This is a genomic window from Psychrosphaera ytuae, from assembly GCF_017638545.1.
In the GTDB taxonomy this organism is placed as follows: domain Bacteria; phylum Pseudomonadota; class Gammaproteobacteria; order Enterobacterales; family Alteromonadaceae; genus Psychrosphaera; species Psychrosphaera ytuae.
The window spans coordinates 789,389-808,846 of the sequence record NZ_CP072110.1 but is presented as its reverse complement, the minus strand read 5'-3'; the positions used below and the strand labels follow the sequence as shown (position 1 = coordinate 808,846).

Annotated in this window: 15 protein-coding genes; 9 read left to right on the top strand and 6 right to left on the bottom strand. The window is 42.4% G+C overall.

Going from position 1 to position 19,458, the window contains the following annotated elements:
- Positions 1 to 13 precede the first annotated feature (13 nt).
- Positions 14 to 790 (top strand): TatD family hydrolase, encoded by a 777-nt coding sequence (locus tag J1N51_RS03610; RefSeq protein ID WP_208832622.1) that lies wholly within the window; start codon positions 14 to 16, stop codon positions 788 to 790.
- 8 nt (positions 791 to 798) lie between these two features.
- Here J1N51_RS03610 and J1N51_RS03605 read toward each other — a convergent pair whose 3' ends face one another.
- Complete coding sequence (locus J1N51_RS03605) at positions 799 to 1,431, bottom strand: AhpA/YtjB family protein (protein ID WP_208832621.1); 633 nt, start codon at positions 1,429 to 1,431, stop codon at positions 799 to 801.
- Positions 1,432 to 1,612: 181 nt separating this feature from the next.
- Here J1N51_RS03605 and serB point away from each other — a divergent pair, with 181 nt between their 5' ends.
- Positions 1,613 to 2,548, top strand: coding sequence for a phosphoserine phosphatase SerB (gene serB, locus J1N51_RS03600; RefSeq protein ID WP_208832620.1), 936 nt, complete (start codon positions 1,613 to 1,615; stop codon positions 2,546 to 2,548).
- A gap of 110 nt (positions 2,549 to 2,658) precedes the next feature.
- Positions 2,659 to 4,041 carry a cysteine--tRNA ligase gene (cysS, locus tag J1N51_RS03595; RefSeq protein ID WP_208832619.1) on the top strand — a complete coding sequence of 461 codons (1,383 nt, stop codon included), beginning with the start codon at positions 2,659 to 2,661 and terminating at the stop codon, positions 4,039 to 4,041.
- An 85-nt stretch (positions 4,042 to 4,126) separates the two neighbouring features.
- Here cysS and J1N51_RS03590 read toward each other — a convergent pair whose 3' ends face one another.
- Positions 4,127 to 4,726 (bottom strand): Yip1 family protein, encoded by a 600-nt coding sequence (locus J1N51_RS03590; RefSeq protein ID WP_208832618.1) that lies wholly within the window; start codon positions 4,724 to 4,726, stop codon positions 4,127 to 4,129.
- 402 nt (positions 4,727 to 5,128) lie between these two features.
- On the opposite strand from J1N51_RS03590, the gene miaE reads away from it, so the two are divergent.
- Positions 5,129 to 5,923, top strand: a complete 795-nt coding sequence (gene miaE / locus J1N51_RS03585) for a tRNA isopentenyl-2-thiomethyl-A-37 hydroxylase MiaE (RefSeq protein WP_232842852.1) — start codon at positions 5,129 to 5,131, stop codon at positions 5,921 to 5,923.
- A 149-nt stretch (positions 5,924 to 6,072) separates the two neighbouring features.
- Positions 6,073 to 6,450: a DUF6404 family protein gene (locus J1N51_RS03580; protein ID WP_208832617.1), complete on the top strand. Its 378-nt coding sequence runs from the start codon at positions 6,073 to 6,075 to the stop codon at positions 6,448 to 6,450.
- Between the two features lie 11 nt (positions 6,451 to 6,461).
- Here J1N51_RS03580 and J1N51_RS03575 read toward each other — a convergent pair whose 3' ends face one another.
- Positions 6,462 to 7,532 (bottom strand): phospholipase A, encoded by a 1,071-nt coding sequence (locus J1N51_RS03575; RefSeq protein ID WP_208832616.1) that lies wholly within the window; start codon positions 7,530 to 7,532, stop codon positions 6,462 to 6,464.
- A 296-nt stretch (positions 7,533 to 7,828) separates the two neighbouring features.
- Between J1N51_RS03575 and J1N51_RS03570 the strand changes: the two genes are divergently transcribed.
- Both J1N51_RS03570 and J1N51_RS03565 read left to right on the top strand, forming a co-directional pair.
- The gene (locus J1N51_RS03570) at positions 7,829 to 8,005 is read left to right on the top strand and encodes a DUF1328 domain-containing protein (RefSeq protein ID WP_208832615.1); all 177 of its coding nucleotides are present in this window, start codon (positions 7,829 to 7,831) and stop codon (positions 8,003 to 8,005) included.
- A 66-nt stretch (positions 8,006 to 8,071) separates the two neighbouring features.
- Positions 8,072 to 8,266, top strand: coding sequence for a hypothetical protein (locus tag J1N51_RS03565; protein ID WP_208832614.1), 195 nt, complete (start codon positions 8,072 to 8,074; stop codon positions 8,264 to 8,266).
- A gap of 110 nt (positions 8,267 to 8,376) precedes the next feature.
- Here J1N51_RS03565 and J1N51_RS03560 read toward each other — a convergent pair whose 3' ends face one another.
- Both J1N51_RS03560 and J1N51_RS03555 read right to left on the bottom strand, forming a co-directional pair.
- A complete protein-coding gene (locus J1N51_RS03560; RefSeq protein WP_208832613.1) occupies positions 8,377 to 10,089 on the bottom strand; it encodes a tetratricopeptide repeat-containing sulfotransferase family protein in 1,713 nt (570 codons plus the stop codon).
- A 61-nt stretch (positions 10,090 to 10,150) separates the two neighbouring features.
- Complete coding sequence (locus tag J1N51_RS03555; RefSeq protein ID WP_208832612.1) at positions 10,151 to 12,595, bottom strand: TonB-dependent receptor; 2,445 nt, start codon at positions 12,593 to 12,595, stop codon at positions 10,151 to 10,153.
- 288 nt (positions 12,596 to 12,883) lie between these two features.
- On the opposite strand from J1N51_RS03555, the gene J1N51_RS03550 reads away from it, so the two are divergent.
- The gene (locus tag J1N51_RS03550) at positions 12,884 to 13,882 is read left to right on the top strand and encodes an NADP-dependent oxidoreductase (protein WP_208832611.1); all 999 of its coding nucleotides are present in this window, start codon (positions 12,884 to 12,886) and stop codon (positions 13,880 to 13,882) included.
- 111 nt (positions 13,883 to 13,993) lie between these two features.
- Here the strand turns inward: J1N51_RS03550 and J1N51_RS03545 are convergent, their stop codons facing one another.
- Positions 13,994 to 16,072 carry a M13 family metallopeptidase gene (locus J1N51_RS03545; protein ID WP_208832610.1) on the bottom strand — a complete coding sequence of 693 codons (2,079 nt, stop codon included), beginning with the start codon at positions 16,070 to 16,072 and terminating at the stop codon, positions 13,994 to 13,996.
- A gap of 526 nt (positions 16,073 to 16,598) precedes the next feature.
- Here J1N51_RS03545 and ppc point away from each other — a divergent pair.
- Positions 16,599 to 19,418, top strand: a complete 2,820-nt coding sequence (gene ppc, locus J1N51_RS03540; RefSeq protein ID WP_208832609.1) for a phosphoenolpyruvate carboxylase — start codon at positions 16,599 to 16,601, stop codon at positions 19,416 to 19,418.
- The last annotated feature ends 40 nt before the right edge of the window (positions 19,419 to 19,458 follow it).

The window sequence follows — 19,458 nt, the reverse complement described above, 5'->3', positions numbered from 1 at the left end:
GAGTCGCGTTGTTATGAATTGGTTTGATAGCCATTGTCATTTGGATTTTGATGCGTTTGATGATGACAGGGAAGCGGTCATCAAAAGCGCATTAGACAAAGGTGTGTCTCATATTTTTGTGCCGGGTGTCAGTCGAGATAACTGGCAGAAAATAGAAAATTTAGTCCAAGTTCATCCTATGCTTTGCGCAGGTGTTGGCATCCATCCATATTTTTTAGACACATACCAACAGCAAGATCTCGATTTGCTTTACAACTATGCTCAAAAAGGTTGGGTTAAAGCTATAGGGGAGTGCGGTATCGACGGGTTTTTAGCAGCCACAACACGGTTTTCAGTAGAGCAACAACAATCAATTTTTGAAGCCCAAATAGACATTGCGAATCAAACCAATAAACCTCTCATCGTGCATCACCGCAAGTCTCATCATTTAATCCTTCAATCTTTTAAACGTTGTAACCCTAAAAATGGCGGTATTATCCATGCATTCAGTGGTTCTTTGACCGATGCACAGCATTACATTGCCTTGGGTTTTAAACTCGGTTGTGGCGGCACCATTACCTATGAACGCGCCGCTAAGACCCGAAACGTTTTTAATCAGTTAGATTTGCAACATATCGTGTTAGAAACGGACTCACCTGACATGCCATTAGCGGGATTTCAGGGACAAGTAAACAAACCAGAGCGAGTTGAATTGGTGGGGCGTTGTTTAGCTGATGTAAAGGGATTAGATGTTGCAGTTGTTGCGGAGCAGACAAGCACAAACGCCAAAACGCTGCTTAGTGTAAGTTAGAAAATCAGTTAATCTTTTACCACGTAGGCATTTGCAGAGAAGGGTTTTAAGCCGTTAGTAAACAAGTAACCGATAAAACCGGCTAGTAACGCGATCAAAATAACTTGTTTGGTCAAAGAGTGAATGTAACTTAAACCGGATTTTTGAAGATTTTTAGTAAGTACTGTCACTCGAACAAACCCCAGTAAAGTGCCATCCTCTGCGGTTATTTCTGATACATAAGGGGTTGGAAAAAACGCATCGAGCGATTCATTATCTGGTGAATCAGTCTCAATAGCAGACGGCATCAAACCCATAAACCGACTTATTGCCGGTAAAGCATTTTGGCTTTTTGATAAAACTGTGCCCGTTTTGTCATAGATCAGCATTTCATAAATGTAGTCCGATTTAAGTGCTGATTCGGTTAGGTGATCAAGTGAAGCCTGATCTTTATTGGCAATATAAAACGACGCACTGTGACTGGTTTGTTTAAGGATGTTTTTGGCGAGTACAATGGCGTTTTCTATCAACACCGCTTCGCCTTTTTGTTTGATATCTGACCATAGAGTTAAAGTCACCACAACGAGCGCAACTGCAGCTAAAAGCTGAAGGATTTTTTTGCTAAAAGACGAGGTCTTTATGTAGGTAACTTTGGTGGCCATGTTTTCCTTAGTCTGGCTGTCAGTTTTTCCCAATCCAAACAAAAGTGTAGGTCAGGATAAATTTACTTTAAATAGTGCGCATTAATTGCTGAAAAAGCAATGAAGTTTGTTATATTCCTCCATTCGCTTTACAAACTAACACATAATTTCTCTACATTATAAACCACGGTGACAACGGGCAATGACTTCAACAAATCTACAACAATGGACTCTTGATTTATTATCAAATAAAGCCGAAGAGGCGCCATCCAATGCAATGAGTAATGAGTACGTCACCTTATTCGGCACATGGAGTCAGGAAGAGCTCGATAGTTTTATTAATACTGCAGAGTTTGTCGGACCTAAGCTTATTTTAAAATGTATTCAGCCAACAACTGGCTTAGCACCAGCGGTAAGGTTTTTTAATGTCACCAACGGTGAATCGCTAAAAAAGCAGTTCGATGGTGATCAACGAGTTGTTAACGTATGTGGTTCACTTCCTACACTCGCTGAGCCTGGTTTACTGGTAATGGACATGGACAGTACCGCTATTCAAATTGAGTGTATTGATGAAATAGCCAAACTTGCAGGAGTCGGAGAACAAGTTGCAGAGGTTACCGCCAAAGCGATGCGTGGTGAGCTAGACTTTGCGGAAAGCTTACATGCTCGAGTTGCGACCCTAAAAGGAGCTTCGACTAGTATTATCGAACAAGTCGCAAATGTTTTGCCTTTAATGCCAGGGCTTGAGGCTTTGGTATCTGAGTTACAAAAACACAATTGGAAAATTGCCATTGTTTCGGGCGGTTTTACTGCTATGACTGAAGCGCTCAAGAACCAATTGGGTTTAGATCGCACTATTGCTAACAATCTTGATATGGATAATGGACGATTAACCGGAACTGTATCGGGAGCTGTGGTTGATGCTCAAGCTAAAGCTGATGCAGTTGTATCTTTGGCGGCAGAGTTTGGTATTCCAATGACACAGACTATTGCCATGGGTGATGGCGCAAATGATTTGTTGATGATGGCAAAAGCGCAATTAGGTGTTGCCTTCCACGCGAAACCAGTAGTGCGCGAACAAGCTGATATTAGCGTGAGGGAAGGTGGTTTAGATCAACTGTTGTACTTTGTCAGATAGAATATTCAAAGTTAAATGGTTATAAACAAGTTGCTGGTGTATCGTCGGTAGTTTGGTAAAATGCCGAAAAATCAGTACTACTCTAAAGATAAAATTAATCAGGATTAAACATGCTACGTATTTACAATACATTATCCCGCAAAAAAGAAACCTTTAAGCCAATCGAAGAAGGCAAGGTGGGCATGTATGTATGTGGTATCACGGTCTATGACTTGTTACACATGGGACACGGCCGTACATACGTTGCATTTGACGTAATGCAGCGTTATTTCCGTCATACTGGTTATGACGTCACGTTTGTTCGTAATATTACTGATGTTGACGACAAAATCATTCAACGTGCAATTGAAAACAATGAAACGTGTGATCAACTTACCGATCGCACTATCGCGATGATGCACGAAGACTTCGAGTCATTAAAAATGTTACCAGCGGATATCGAGCCGCGCGTAACAACCCATATGCCAGAAATTATCGACGTAATCGAGCGTTTGATCAGTAAAGGCCATGCCTATGTTGCGGATAACGGAGATGTTCTGTTTGAAGTGTCTACTTTTGAAAACTACGGCGCGTTAGGCAAACAAGACCTAACTCAATTAGTTGCGGGTGCCCGCGTCGACGTTGAAGAGACAAAACGCGATCCACTGGACTTTGTATTGTGGAAGCTTGCTAAACCAGGTGAGCCAAGCTGGCAATCGCCATGGGGCGACGGCCGTCCAGGATGGCACATTGAATGTTCGGCGATGAACTCAAAACATTTGGGCACGCACTTTGACATTCACGGTGGTGGTTCAGACTTGACGTTTCCGCACCACGAAAACGAAATTGCTCAGTCATGCTGTGCATTTGACACGCCGTACGTTAATTACTGGATGCACACTGGTATGGTACAGGTTAATAACGAAAAGATGTCTAAATCTTTGGGCAACTTCTTTACCGTGCGTGAAGTTTTGAAGACTTACGATGCGGAGACAGTTCGTTATTTCTTATTGTCGGGGCATTACCGCAGTCAGTTAAACTATTCGGATGACAACCTAAAACAAGCTAAGTCGAGCTTAGAGCGTATGTACTCTGCGCTTCGCGATGTTGAGCCAAACTTATCAGTGGATTTATCGACGCTGCCACAATCAGCGGACTTTTATGCTGCAATGGACGATGACTTTAATACACCAGAAGCTCTGGCGGTATTATTCGATTTAGTGAAACAATTGAATATCGCAAAATCTGATTCTGCAGAGCAAGCCGCAGACTTAGCAGGTGCGATTGTATTGTTTGGCGAAGTTTTGGGAATTTTACAAAGCGCGCCTGAAGCATTTTTACAGGGTGATCAAGACAACGACGAAGTTGCTAAAATCGAAGCATTAATCGTGCAACGTAACGACGCCCGTGCAAACAAAGATTGGGCCGCAGCTGACCAATCTCGTGATGCTTTAACGGCATTAGGTGTTGTGTTAGAAGACGGTGCGAATGGCACGACGTGGCGTAAAGTGTAGGACCTTTTAGTTTTTGCACACGAAAAGAAAAGCCGACGGATGTCGGCTTTTTTTTGTGCTTATGTCTTTGCAGACGATTTATGAATTAGTGTCTAAATACTGGTGCGTAACCTGAGCTCCAGAACATAGCGAATGCCGTCATAATACAAACCAGTAGAATAAGACCACAAGTCACTACCGAGCTTGCATAGATAAATCCACGCTCTTCAGGAATATGCATGAGAATTGGAACGCCAGCATAGAGTAAATAAACAGAGTAGGTCAGTGCCGCAAGTCCAACACACATTACAAACCAAACTTCAGGGTATAAAGCAGCAAAACCAGCCATGTACAGCGGCGTTGCGGTATACGCAGCGAGTTCAAGGGTTTGGGTATAAGTTGGCTCAGCGCCAAACGTGTGTGCCATCCAGTGGGCTAAATAACCCAGCATAAATACACCGCCAATTAAGGCAACATAGGTACCCGAAAAAACAATTAATGCTGCGTCAGAGGTCATACGCAGGGGTTCACCCGCGCCTATACTCCAACCCAGTTCTGTTGCAGAAAAATATCCACATATTGCCGGGATCAGTGCAATGATCATGATGTGGGACATTGAGTATTTGAAGCTTTCATGACGGTTGTCAATGGTATGCCATTCTTCAACCGGATGCGCGTACAGACCCCATAGGTGGTTTAGTATCATAATTATGTTCCTTACTGTCTAGTGACCGCTTAATTGCGCAAAAGTTACACAACCTTGAATAAGTTATGATCAAAATTTAATCAGAGATCAAGAATAGAATTGCTTAAAAATTAACCCATTTAGATTATAAGGTTATATAAAAATTAATTAACCATAGAGTAAAAATTCTAAAAATATCAGTAACTTCAACAAAACCAAACACCTACCAATATCTTGTTAGTTTTGACGTCATAGCTAAGATATGGAAATTTTTTGTACAAATATTAATCATTTGAGTGGTGTCTGCGGAATCTTAGGATAAAAACCGTTCGACACGTTCAAAGTAAATAAGAACAAATCGCAACAAGGGTTGTTAAACAGGCAACAGAAATATGCTAATCTTGCGCATTGTTTTTATTCCTAATGACCAAAGTCAATTTACTCAATACCATGACAGTGCAGTTTCAATCTTTACTTGAGCCAATTAATCAATTTTTACAATGTGAAACCCCAGATGATTGGGTCACCGCAGCAGTAGATGAGAAAAACCTAGAAGTGTTACTCATTGACCATATGATTTGTGAGTTAAAAGCGGCTCAAACGGCAATGTGGTTGATCCGTAAATATGCCGTGGATAAAGAGAGTGGCGAGCAACTTTTGGCTTGGTTAAAACCATACGAAGATTTTATTTACCGCCGAGAGGGCAGTTTGGCTGACCTTGGTAAATTGAAAGGCTTGAACAAGAAGCTGCAAGTAAAATCGGGCAGTCGTTATGGCCAAGACTTAGTCGATAAAATGGTATTGCTGATAAAAGAAGAGCTTCATCACTTTTACCAAGTTTTAGAAATTATGGAAGAAAAAGGCGTTGAGTATCGCAACATAACATCGAGTCGTTATGCTAAAGGAATGATGCGTCATGTGAAAACCCATGAGCCAGAAACACTTATCGACAAGCTGATTTGTGGCGCTTATATTGAAGCGCGTTCTTGCGAACGTTTTGCCAAACTTGCCCCTCATGTTGATCAGCGTTTGGGTGACTTTTATGTTTCTCTATTGCGCTCTGAGGCTCGTCACTTTGAGGACTATTTGACGCTTGCGGGTAATATCGCAGGCACTGACATCAGTGAGCGGGTCAGGTATTTTGGCGAAGTTGAAGCTGCCCTAATCACCGAGCAAGATAACGACTTTAAATTTCACAGTGGTGTACCAATTACTTAGTATTAGGTACAAGTCGCTGAATTTAATAAATTAATTGCAAATTGCGTCTTTTTTCTGTGCAGCAAATGGCGTATGATTGCGCGTCTTTTTTTTGAGCGCCTTATCCGGTTACCTAAAATCGTTAATAATAAAAACAATAGCTTACGAATATGAACTTTGCACAGAAAGCCAAACATTACACTCAAGAAATGGAATACTTGGGGATCTCAAAGGACATCGCCGCTCCGTTGCTCTATCGGATTTTGTGGGCGTTACATGTAGAAGAAATCCCGCCGTTGTTTGCGGCTCGTAATCGAGTTTTTGGTATTTTAAGTTTTTATTATTTGAGTTTGTTGACCACGGCTTATGCGGCAATTTCGATGGTTGTGGGTTTTAAGGCACTAGATTATTGGAATATTTACCTTTTGGTTGGCTTGTTGTCGGTACTCTTAGCTTTTTTAAAGTCTATTCGTTACGAACAAGAAGCTGACGCACTAGAACTGCCCGATTGGGACGTATATTTGTCAAATCGGACAGAGCAACAATAAAGCTTATAACGCTAAAAAATATCATTCACCGCGATACCCAATCCAAACTTTTGTTGTTTGTGATTGTAGTCAATTAAGCTCTCACCATAGCCAGTAAAATATTGAGCAAATCCGACTAATCGTGACGAGCCCGGAAAAGGGAAGGTGTAGTTTAGTTCCAATGCGCCTTTACCTGTAGCAAAGTTCTGGCGGATCAGTGCTGATAACTTGTGCTGGTCGTTAAACGCATAGGCTGCCAAAATTTCATAATGGCCCAAGTAATCATCAATATCTGGGTTGTCATCTCCCTTGGGATCTAGAGGGTACTCTTTTGGTTCTTCTTCAAAGCGATACCAAGGTTTGAATGCAAAGGCGTAATCATTCTTTTCGTAAATCACCGAAAATAACAGGCGGTTCCAGCTTCTAGAAAGCTCTTGTGATTGGCCGTTTGATTGATGTTCTAAATGCACGGCAAACGCCATGTTTCCGTCGAATGGGTTAAACGGCAGTGGCGCAATATAGAATATCTCGGGGGTGTAGTTGGTTTCTCGGAATGGTTTTGAGATTTCATCTGCGTACAATTGCCACCAAGCTTGAATTGTCATCGCAAAATACAATCCATCGCCAGGAATGAACAACGAGCTACTTCTCAATGGTACCTTGATACTCACTTGATACTTAGCTTCTACGTCTTTCATTTGTTCGGCACGTTCTGGTTCAAACATGTAAACGTCCCGGTTAAAGCTATCAGTGATAGTTATCGGCAGGATGTAACTTTGTTTGTGTGGCGTGATAACAAACGGGTTTAGCTCAGTGGTTCTTTCATTCAATATTCTTTTGGCAAGTCGCCCTGGGACGATACCACGGCTGAGAATACGTGTTTCACAGTATCGATAGATTAACTTGTCTTCACCCGTTACAAACCCAGTTTCTTTTAGGGTTGCAACACAAGACTTAATCTTTTGCTCCAGAGCGAGTTGCTCGGGTGTTTTGATTTCTTCAAGTGGTTGGTCTAAATCATCCTCTAAAGCATGAGCTGTGGGAATTAGGCTTAGAGAAAGGAATAATAAGGTGGCTAAATATTTAACATTAAAATACGACATTCGTCTCTCTTTTATACTAGAGCTTCCAAACAATTGGAAAAATCAATTAGTTAGAAATAATTAAGATGAACCCCATTGTAGTGAGTTATGAAAAACTTGCACAGTGACTGTGAAAAATTTTTAAATCACAAGCCTTAAAATGTTATTTAAATCATCATCGAGTGACCACCAAGTTGAAAAGGTTGTGGTTTAAACTGTTAATAATCAATGATTTTTTGATTTTTTTCTGACTATTTTTAGGTTTTGGCACAAGCTTAGCAACAGACTAAAGGACTAAACTTAAAACGGAGGTCTCTATGTTAGGCTGGATAGTAACATTTTTATTGATTGCAATTGTTGCCGGTGTTTTAGGTTTTGGTGGTATCGCCGGTGCTGCGACGGGAATAGCGAAGTTTTTATTCTTTTTGTTTTTAATTGGATTAATTGTCTCAGTTGTTATTGGCATGACAAGGGGTCGCAAGCCGAACGTGTAAGGCAAGCGCTCTATTTCAACAGATTAAACAATCAAACAACAACTTTTTGGATTTTAGGAGAAACAAATGAAAACATTTAAGCTACTATTAATGACGTTACCATTGGTATTTTCTGCTTCGTTTTTAACAGCATGTGGTGATGGAGAGGCTGAAGAAGCGGGTGAGAAAGTGGACGAAGTATTGACTGATGCAGGTAATGCAGTAGAAGACGCCTGTGAAGAAGTGAAAGAAAAAGCAGATGCAAAAGACACAGATTGTTAATCTTGTCTCTTTGTTAGTGTGACCAAATCCTCTGGCATCCTACCGAGGTATTAAGAGAATCGTTTAATCCAATAACGATGTGAATGCGCTGTATGGATTAAACGATTTTTTTATTGTCTGAAGCCTTTTATATCACTAAATAACCATTTGTAGCGTTGCCACTGTCCAACGTACTTTTCGGAAATACCTTCTCTGACTTGCTGTGCGCTGGCCGTAGAATATATAGGTGCAGAATAGATTGCTGTTGAAGTACTTTTTTTTGCTGAATTTATGCGATTTTTTAACCCTAAAAAAGCATAAACATTGGTTAATTCAGCTTCTGTATTGGCAACGAACTGTTCGTATTCAACTTCTATAATTCTTTGTGGAAAATGAGCTTTGAGCCATTCAACTTGTTGATGGTAGCAATCTATGTATGACTGAATATTTTGTAAGTCGTAGGAATAAAAAAAGCGACTATCCTGTGGGTTAAATAAGTATTTGTAATTGCCCCAAGCTAAATCACGGTCGTTTTTCTTAACGGCTATGATTTTGGCTTTTGGGAACAACGCCAAAATCAGCGGTGTATACCAAATGTTGAGGTGCATTTTATCAATGGTATAGGTTATGCGCTTATTCTCTTCGGTTAGAGAGTGCTGCGCATGAGCGCAAAGTTCCAGTCCTTCTAAACGTGCGGACGTTAAGTCCTGGTAGTTGACCAAAATGCTTTGTAACCGTCGAACTAACTCAGGTGATGGCTGGTCAAAATACTCCTTATCTATTGCCTTCTGTGACTTGAGTATTGGCGAGATTAAACGTTCTATGTCGTCACGCTCACCCAAAGAAACAATCTGCTGATGTTGGGTTAGTTTTGAATCTAGTAGCGTAGAGCCACTTCTCGGCAGACCTACTATAAACAACTCAGATGGTTTACTTGCGTCGTTGTCGATAATCAGCGACGTACTTTCTGTTATTACTCTGGCGAGTTCTCGAATGACCTCGATGTATTTACAATGAGCCTGTAAAGAGAATGCTTTGTTGGAGGATTCTAACACCTCTTGATACATGGCGTTCGCTTTGTGAAGAACATTACCAGCTTGTGCATAGTCCTGCTGTTTTTCTAACTCGTGAAATAAAGCATTAGCGCAGTACAAAGCGTCATTGTCTTGTTCGCCCAATGGCGAGATAAGTTGGGGTTCAAGAAACGTTTGTAATTGCGCGACTCGCTTTTGCTCTCCAGTAGGGTTGAGTCGTGATAAGGCTGCATGAGCTTTTCCTAACCTAGGCTCACAACTCAGAGCTTTTCGGTAGTATTTAATTGCATCTGAGATCGTACCTTGATACGCACAACTCGCTGCGACATTGCAATAAAGATTAGCTTGTTGCTCTGAGGTTAAATTCAAAAAGGTCGGTGTTTTAACTGAGCGTTCAAAAATTGGCAGGGCAAGTGCGTGCCATTCAAAGCGAGTTAAAGTAACCGCGATTTTTTCTAAATCGAGGCATTCCAACTGCGCTGTATTGTTGGAATGGGGTAAAAAAACACTTTGTTTAAATAACGCCAAGGCATCTTTGGCTTGGCCAGTTATTCCAAAACATTGCATTAGGCGCGCAACAATGGAGCCAACTAGCGCCTCGTCTGGTTTACACAAGCTGAGGGCTTTTTGTAGGATGGGTATGGCTTTGTGAAATTGTTGAGCCTGCATTGGTATTTGGGCTATGTAAAAATAACCGATAGGCTTATTTGGGCTCTGCTGGATCAACGAAAGGGCCCAATAATGAGCCCCTTTTAAGTCCTGTTGTTGGAGCGCAGCTCGACACTGCGCGCTTAAGTGTTCAATGTCCACTAAAGTCTCATTTCCTTTGCCTTTGCTTTTTCCTTTTTATTTAAAGGACCGTGCTACGAGTTTACATGTCAAATTCGTAGTTAACTCTGACCCCTATGGTTCTTGGCTTGGTTACATAATGACCATACACTCGGCCCAGCTCTGGTAAGTCTTTGTTTTGACTTTCGAACTTGGCTTGTCCTGCCCATGATTTATCACGACGAGTTGACGTATACGAATACTTGTTGAACATGTTATCAACGTAAGCGGTCACAGACCAGCTATCTAACATCAAGGTCGCTGAGAGGTTACTTAGCGCATAACCTGGTAATGTTTCACCGTCTGCACGCAGGCCTACTTTAGTGATCACTTCATCCTGCGCCGTTAATCCATAATTAATCGATAATGGCAGATCGTCCATCACATCAGTTTGATAAGTAACACCTAATGAGAACTGTTGCTGTGGTGCGCCAGGTAGGCGATCGCCACCTTTACCATCATAAAAGTCTTGAAGGGCAGTGCCAGCGTCATCTTTAACGCCAAACAAGAAAGGCGCATCTTCGGTAAGTTCGGCCTTTGCGTATGAATAACTGGCAAAAAGTGTCCAGTCTTGAATCAAGGTCGTACGACCTGACAATTCGATACCTGTGGAATTTGCTTTACCAGCATTAAGGGTGATCAATTCTGCACCATTAACCGATGCGGCACCAATTTGTGCATCATCCCAATCAACGCTAAACAAGGCAGCATTGAGGTGTAACTTGTTTTTCATCCAGCTACTTTTAATGCCCAGTTCGGTGTTTGTTGTGGTATCCGGCTTATAATCAATCTCGTTTGGCAATGCGCACACTTGTGTCGTCAATGGATTGGTACAAGCGACAAGACCATTACCACCACCAAGTCTAAATCCTTCGCTAATAGTAAAGTAGGTCAAGACCTGTTTGTTGGCTTGGTAACTAAGGTTAAATTTAAACAGGCTACCGCTGTCCGATGCACTGACCTCTTCGTAATTAAGTTCATCTGTACTCGCGATTTCACCATCGTAAAACGGTGCGGTTGCCGCTGACCAAGTTGCTACGTCGTATTCGTAAAAACGGGCACCGAGGACCATGCTTAATGAATCAGTAAACTGATAACCTAGCTCACCAAAAATGGCCGACTCTTCGTCTTCGGCCCAACCCTTAGCAATGTACTCTAGGTCGTACTCAATGTTGACGTACTCACCATCAAACCAGTCTCGAGTCGCACCTGGCGTGTACTCACGGTCGTCATTTTGAGATTCAACTTTGTTGTAGTACAAGCCAACAATCCAATTAAAATCAGAATCAGCGTTTGATACTAATCTTAACTCCTGACTGATGGTTTCTGAACTGCCAGAGTCGCCCGTGTATGCCGGGTAATCGGCATAACCAGACCAAATGTCCTGCATTAACAAGTCGGTCTGGTCACGTTGGCCAGCTTGTTCGTATTCAGCATAACCTGTTGCTGAAACTAAATCGGCAAACCCTAAATCCAACTCCATTTCTAAGCTAAGTAATTTGTCGGTTTTTTCATTTGGCTCTTCATAACGGGACGCATTTTGGTATTGGCCAATGAGTCCAGAAATAGGGTTGTCTTGGCTTAGAGATTGATAATTATCAGTCGAGTTACCGCCATTTTTTTGATTTTGATAGAAGTAGTTAAGCGTCGCACTGAAAGTATCATTAGGCGCCCACTTTGCTGCTGCTCTAAACGTTAACACCTGTTCATCGTTGGCGTCACTTACCTGTCGTAAATTGGCTTGAACCGCACTCGGGTCGTCCCAGTTTGGGTCAGCCTGAGACACACCAGGTTCGCGAAGAATGTAGTTGTAATCAATAAATCCAGGGGTGTCATATCGGTTGATACTGACGCGCAAGGCAAGTTCATCGTCAATGATTGGCGTGTTAAATACTGCGCCGAGCTCATTACCTAGGCCACTGCTATGCGCTAGGCTAAACAGATCCGCTGACAGACTTGCACTGGTGTAATCTAATTCGGGGTCATTTAGGATATATCGAATAGCACCACCTAACGTACCTGCGCCGTATAATGTCCCCTGAGGGCCAATTAACACTTCTACGCGTTTAATATCAGTCAATCTAATGTCAGACTTTAAGGCAATTTCGCCGATATAAGTCGCAACGGTACCGCCATCGGCGATACGGTCTGAAGTATTGGTGTTTAAGCCACGAACGATAATTGCAGCGTCTTCTCGTCCACCTTGGTCAGAAATGGTTAAACCAGGAACCCAACGAGCCACGTCCTCTTGTGACAAAATGTTTTGAGTTTTCATGATATCGCCATCAAGAGCGGAGATATTCATTGGCACTTCTTGTGCTGTGCCTGTGCGTCGAGTTGCAGTGACCTCGATTGTTTCAATCTCTTTTTCGACTGCGGCTTGTGGTGCAGATGAAACTTCGGCAACACTACTCGCGCTGTGCATCGCTGCATAAATAGCAAAAGATAAAGCAGAAAACTTAAACAGGGCAGTGGACTGTGAATCCATGAAGGTGGCTCCTCGGTATTAAAAACGTGTAAATCGACGAAATTGTTAATTAAATTATTAAAATAGGTTGAATATTCATAAATGCCCAATATATCTAACAGCCTAAGCTATATTAAAAACAACCGTTGAATGGCGCTTATTTGTTCAAAATGACTGGGTGAATAAGTATTTATAAATTTTGCATATTTATATTGTTTTGTTGGTTCTTCGTCAAGTAAAAGGCGGTTGTATACAGGCTAATTTTTTTTATCGGTTGAATTAGTTTTATTAACAATTAAAGGAAAGGTTATGGCTAAAAATGTTGCGCTTCATCTAATCAAACGCCCATCGGGTGGTCCCATCAATCACGACATGTTCGAACGCAAAGAAAGCGAAACTCCGGCGTTGAAGGACAATGAATTTTTAGTCAAACAAACTCATATGTCATTAGACCCTGCAATGTTTGGCTGGATGACGGATGATCGCGAAAGTTATATTCCTCCTGTCGAGCTTGGTGACGTTATGCGTAGCTCTGGTGTTGGCGAAGTAGTCGAGAGCAACAACCCAAACTTTAAAGTTGGCGACCGTGTAATGGGGATGATGGGTTGGCAACAATATGCTATCAGCAATGGCCAAGGCTTAAACAAAATCGAAGCGCCAGTTAGCGATGAGCAAGTATTGTCGGTATTTGCATTACCTGGGCTGACTGCAACACAGGGCTTGTTAAAAGTAGGTCAGCCAAAGTCAGGTGAAACACTAATAGTGACTGGTGGTGCGGGCTCAGTGGGCTCAATTGTGGGTCAACTAGCCAAAGCAGAAGGCCTGCGCGTCATTGGTGTTGTCGGCTCCGATGAAAAAGCAGATTGGATAGTCAATGAGCTGGGATTTGATGCGGCGATAAATTACAAAACGGACGCCTTAGAGGCCAAACTGGACGAACTGGCACCAGATGGTATTGATGTTTATTTTGAAAATACAGGTGGTCCTATTCAGCATCACATTTTTAGCAGAATGAATGCCCATGGTCGCATCGTTGTCTGTGGTTTAATCGCTGATTATTCAAAAGCAGAGCCAGCGCCGGGCCCAAGTTGGTTAAACGTGATCAAAAAGCGTCTTCGCATTGAAGGTTTTACCATGCCAGACCACTTTGGTGAGATCCCTGAATTACTCCAGCTTCTTACGCCATATGTTATGTCGGGTAAAATCAAACACCGCGCACATGTCCTAGATGGTTTGGATTCGGCAGTCGAAGGTTTGAATATGTTTTTTACTGGAGAAAATAAAGGGAAGTTGATGGTTAAACTGTAATCATCGTTACTAATTTTAACTAACTTAGTTAATAACTCAGTAAAAAAGAAAAAGGTCAGTTTTAAAAACTGACCTTTTTTGTTGTTCTTAACAAATGTAATTAAGAGCGTATTACCAAATTCGAACGCGTTGTTCTGGTGGTAAGTACAATGCGTCACCTGGTTTAACATCAAACGCTTTGTACCAAGCATCGTGGTTACGCGGCGCAAGGGCACGGAACTGACCTGGTGCGTGAGTACCGGCACGTAACTGCTGAAGCATGCTTTGTTCGGTACGTTTTTCACGCCATACTTGTGCCCAAGCTAGGAAGAAGCGTTGATCGCCAGTTACACCGTCGATTACTGGTGCTTCTTTACCGTTTAGGCTTAGCTTGTATGCGTGGTAAGCCATTGCTAGACCACCTACGTCACCAATGTTTTCACCTAAGCTGTTACGACCGTTAACAAAGTTACCCGGTAGTGGCTCGTATTGGCTGTATTGATCTGCAAGCATGTCTGCTTTCGCTTCAAATGCTGCACGGTCTTGGTCTGTCCACCAGTTGCGCTGAACACCTTCTGCATCTGATTTAGAACCTTGGTCATCAAAGCCGTGGCCCATTTCGTGACCGATAACCGCACCGATAGCACCATAGTTAACCGCTGCATCTGCGTTTGGATCGAAGAATGGTGGTTGTAAAATCGCAGCAGGGAAGGCGATTTCGTTAAACGATGGGTTGTAGTAAGCGTTAACCGTTTGTGGCGTCATGCCCCAACGGTTGCGGTCCGTTTTCTTCATTTCGTTAGCGATGCTGTCTTCGCGGAAGAACTGACGAATATTGCGCAAGTTACCGACTAGGTCGTTTTCGGCGATTTCAAGGCCGTCAAATGTGATCCAGACATCTGGGTAACCGATCTTTGGCTTAAACGCTTTAAGTTTTGCTTGCGCTTCTTGTTTGGTCGCTTCGCCCATCCAGTCAAGGTTGTCAACGCGTTCGCTCAATGCTTTACGAAGGTTTTCAACAAGCTCTGCCATTTGAGTTTTAGAGCTTTCAGGGAAGTAACGGTCAACGTAGATTTTACCAATGGCAAAACCAAGAGACTGAGTACCTGACATAGCCGATACTGCACGCTTCCAGCGTGGACGAGGTTCTTGCTGACCGCTTAGTTTTTTACCAAAGAACTCAAAGTTAGCTGCATAAATCTCTTCAGAAAGGGCACCTGAGTTATTCGAAATTGCGTGGTAAGTTAAATAGTCTTTCCAAACGTTCAGCGGCTCGTTGTTGATGATTTCGATTGCATCTTTAACTGGCTGAGGTTGTGACACGTTCAAGTGTGGAACTTTGTAACCTGACTCAGCAATGAATACGTCCCAATCAAAGCCAGGGTATTCTTTATTTAAGTCTTCGCGCTCTAATTGGTTAAGGGTAAGATCACGGTTGCGGCGCTTTTCACGAGGCCATTGAATTTCTGCAATCTTGGTTTCTAACTCAAGAATGGCTTGTGCTTTTTGATCGGCATTTTCAACATTGGCAAAAGACAACATTTGCGCGATGTGCTTCACGTATGCGTCACGAATATCTTTAAAACGATCGCTTTCTTCCAAGTAGTAAGAACGGTCAGGTAAGCCTAAACCACCCACGCCTACAGTCATTTGGTATTCGTCAGGGTTTACACGGTTAGAACCCATATAGCCATAAATCGGTGCTGTTGTGCTGTCTAACCAAGCGCTACCAAATACTTTTGTTAGTGAAGTAACTGAATCAACCGCAGCAATTTTATCCAAAATTGGTTGAATAGGCTTGATGCCTTTTGCGTTTAGAGTTTCTGTGTCCATGTATGACGCATAAAAGTCAGCGACCATTTGCTCTTCAGCGTTAAGTTCTTTGGCCGTCGCTAAGCTATCAATGATTTCTTTAACTTGTTTTTCAGAGCGCTCGCGAAGACTATCAAAAGCACCGTAGCGCGTTTTGTCTGCTGGCATTTCAAAATTGTCGTACCAAGTACCTGACGCATACATAAAGAAGTCGTCGCCTGGTTTTACTTGTTCGTTACGCGCAGATAAATCAACACCAAAGCTACCAAGCTCAGCTTGACCCTTAACTTCAGCTTGTTGAGCAACTGGTTCTGCGTTTTGGGCAGTGGTCGATTTTTCACAGCCTGTAAGTGTGACAAGCGCACTTAGTACTGAGACCGCTAATAGTGACTTTTTCATACATTCCCTAATTTAGTTTATTGTTATTAATTGTTGGAATACGGAAGCGTTCGTCCTCGATAAAGACAACACGTCCATTTGGGTTACGATAACCTAGCAAATTCAGATTGGTACTGGAACCTGTCCAGCACAAAAATCGACGAATCAAATGAATTGTCTGGTTATTCGCACTTACATTAATTGAGCAATAACAAGGTTGATAGCTTGAACCCGCTGTCATATGTACGCTCTAGGAGAGTTGTTTGCTGTAATTTACTTACATAGGTTCTAGTTCATGATGATTTTTTGTTTATTAATTCATCGAAGTCTGGGCGAAAACTCGAAATTGTTGGTTTTTCTTGATAGGTTAGATTAATAACTCTACCTTGTTTTGTAATTTTATTTCACGTTTGGGTTGGTTCAATGCGATGTTTTGTTATTGATGACAAGCAACGTACAACAAATTGAACTATAAAGAATAATGCACACAAACGTGTCGCAACAAATCAAGTCGAGACGATTTAAAAAACAATAAAAGGGAGCAAAAATGGCTACGTTTTCTGATCCAGCGTTACAACAACGAATTCGTGATTTAGGTAACACCTTAGGTGAGACCATCGCAAACGAACTCGGTGAGGACTGGTTATCCCAAATTGAAGAAATTCGCCTAGCGGGACGCAGCTCGGCAGAAGGAGAGTCGAAGGCGACTCAAGCACTCCAGGACAAATTAGCGAGTCTCGACGAGTCCAGCTTGTTGATTGTCGCTCGAGCCTTTAGTCAATTTTTAAACTTAGCGAACATTGCAGAACAAGAATTTAATAGTTCGCATGTAATGACAGACGTGCTAACTGAGCTATCGACTAAGTTAAATGGCGAAAATATCGCTCCAGAACAAGTTAAAAAGGCGGTTGATAAACTCAATATTGACTTAGTACTTACCGCCCACCCAACGGAAGTTATCCGTCGAACCTTTATTCACAAATACAGTGAACTAACGGCTTGTTTGGCAAAACTTGACCACGGTCAGTTGTCTGAATTTGAGCGCGAGCAAGTTAGTCAACGCATTGCGGTATTGATAGCACAAGCTTGGCATACGGATGAAATCCGAGCTGCCCGTCCAACTCCTGTTGATGAGGCCAAGTGGGGCTTAGCGGTAATCGAAAAAAGCCTGTGGCACGCAGTCCCTAAATTTATGCGAGAGCTGGACCGCCAGCTAGACAAAAACTTTAATGTTTGTTTACCGATTGACTCAGTGCCTGTGCAAATTAATTCTTGGATGGGCGGTGACCGAGACGGTAATCCTTTTGTGACGGCAAAAGTCACTCAAGAAGTTCTCTGGTACGCAAGGCACAGAGCGGCAGAGTTATTCGCTCAAGATTTAGAAACACTTTGTGCCGAATTATCTATGTCGGCCTGTACCGATGAGTTGAAGGAATTAGTTGTAAAACAACAACTCAAGCAAAACAACAAAGACAACAAAGGTAATGCAAGCAAAGAATACGACTTAAAAGAGCGCGGTTTAAAAGAACCCTACCGGGCATTGCTTAATCCTTTGCGCAAGTCTCTACTAGAAAGCCAAGCAAGTTTGGCTGAGTGCTTAGCTGAATTAAACGAAGAAAACACGCACCTTTCATCGACAAACCTAGAAGATGGTGTATCACCAGAGCGTCAACCTATCTTGATCAGTCAAGAAAAGTTACTCGAGCCACTGTTAGTTTGTTACCGAAGTTTAGTTGCGTCAGGCATGGCGTCGATTGCCAATGATCGATTGCTCGATACCATTCGTCGAGCCTATTGTTTTGGTGTTCACTTATTAAAGCTAGATATACGTCAGGATTCTGAACGTCATGCAGATGCGATTGCAGAAGTGACTAAGTATCTTGATATTGGTGATTACAACGCTTGGTCTGAACAAGAAAAACAAGCGTTTTTGGTCAAGGAGTTACAATCAAAGCGTCCTTTATTTCCAAGCAAATGGCCATGCTCTGAAGAGGTACAGGAAGTACTAGATACCTGTAAAACAATCGCACAAAACGAAGCGCATGCGTTTGGTATTTATATTATTTCTATGGCGACTTATCCATCTGATGTGTTAGCAGTGAAGTTACTGTTAAGTGAAGCAGGTGTTGATTGGCCAATGCCGGTAGCACCGCTGTTTGAGACGCTCGATGACTTAAATGGTGCCGAAGCTACTATGGCCGCTTTATTTGATATTGATTGGTACAAACAGCAGTTATCTGCTGAAACCAGCTTTGCCAACACCGAGCTCGACGCGAATGCTAACAACAAAGCCAAGCAGTATGTCATGATTGGTTATTCAGACTCAGCAAAAGATGCAGGTGCATTAGCGGCTGGTTGGGCTCAATACGAAGCGCAAGAAAAGCTGATTGCCCTTAGCGAACGCAACAATATTGGTCTGACCCTGTTCCACGGCCGAGGCGGTACGATTGGCCGCGGTGGTTTACCGGCGTATGAAGCTATTCGCTCACAACCTCCGGGTTCGTTGACCGGTGGTTTTAGGATCACAGAGCAAGGTGAAACCATTCGCTACAAATTTGGTAATTCTCATTTAGCTAATCAAAGTCTGACTTTATACGCTAGTGCTATTTTAGAATCGATGTTGCTGCCGTCACCTAAACCAAAACAAAGCTGGCGTGATGCAATGACTGCTATGGCAGCAAAGGCCAGAGACAATTATCGAGGGTTTGTCCGTCACGATCCTAATTTTGTGCCTTACTTCCGAACCGCTACGCCAGAACAAGAGCTTGGTAAATTACCGCTAGGTAGTCGACCGGCTAAGCGCAAACCACAGGGCGGGGTTGAGAGTTTACGTGCTATACCTTGGATTTTTGCATGGGCACAAACCCGATTGGTATTGCCATCCTGGTTAGGTGTTATGCCAGCAGTACAAGACTATATCGACGAAACGAAAAACCCAGAAGGCCAATCACTAGGACTCGATACCATTAACGAAATGCTTGATGAGTGGCCGTTCTTTAAATCTCGATTGTTAATGCTCGACATGGTATTTAGCAAAGCGAACAGTGACATTAGCGCGGCATTTGATAAACGTTTGGTTCCTGATGATCTACTGCCAATTGGTGAGACTTTACGTGCTCAATTAAAGGACAGTATGAGTTTGTTGTTAACCTTATTGAAGCAAGAAGAGGTTATGGAAAGCGATCCTAAGGGTAAAGAGTCGATGCAAATAAGGTCCGCATATTTAGAACCATTACATTATTTGCAAATCGAGTTATTAAGCCGAATTAGAGCGAATGATGAGGAATTACCGATAAGTTCTGACCTTGAGCAGGCTATGATGGTAACCATTGGTGGCATAGCAATAGGCATGCGAAATACAGGTTAATCACTTTGCTTTTGGAACTTTTGTTTTAAGCATCAGTCAG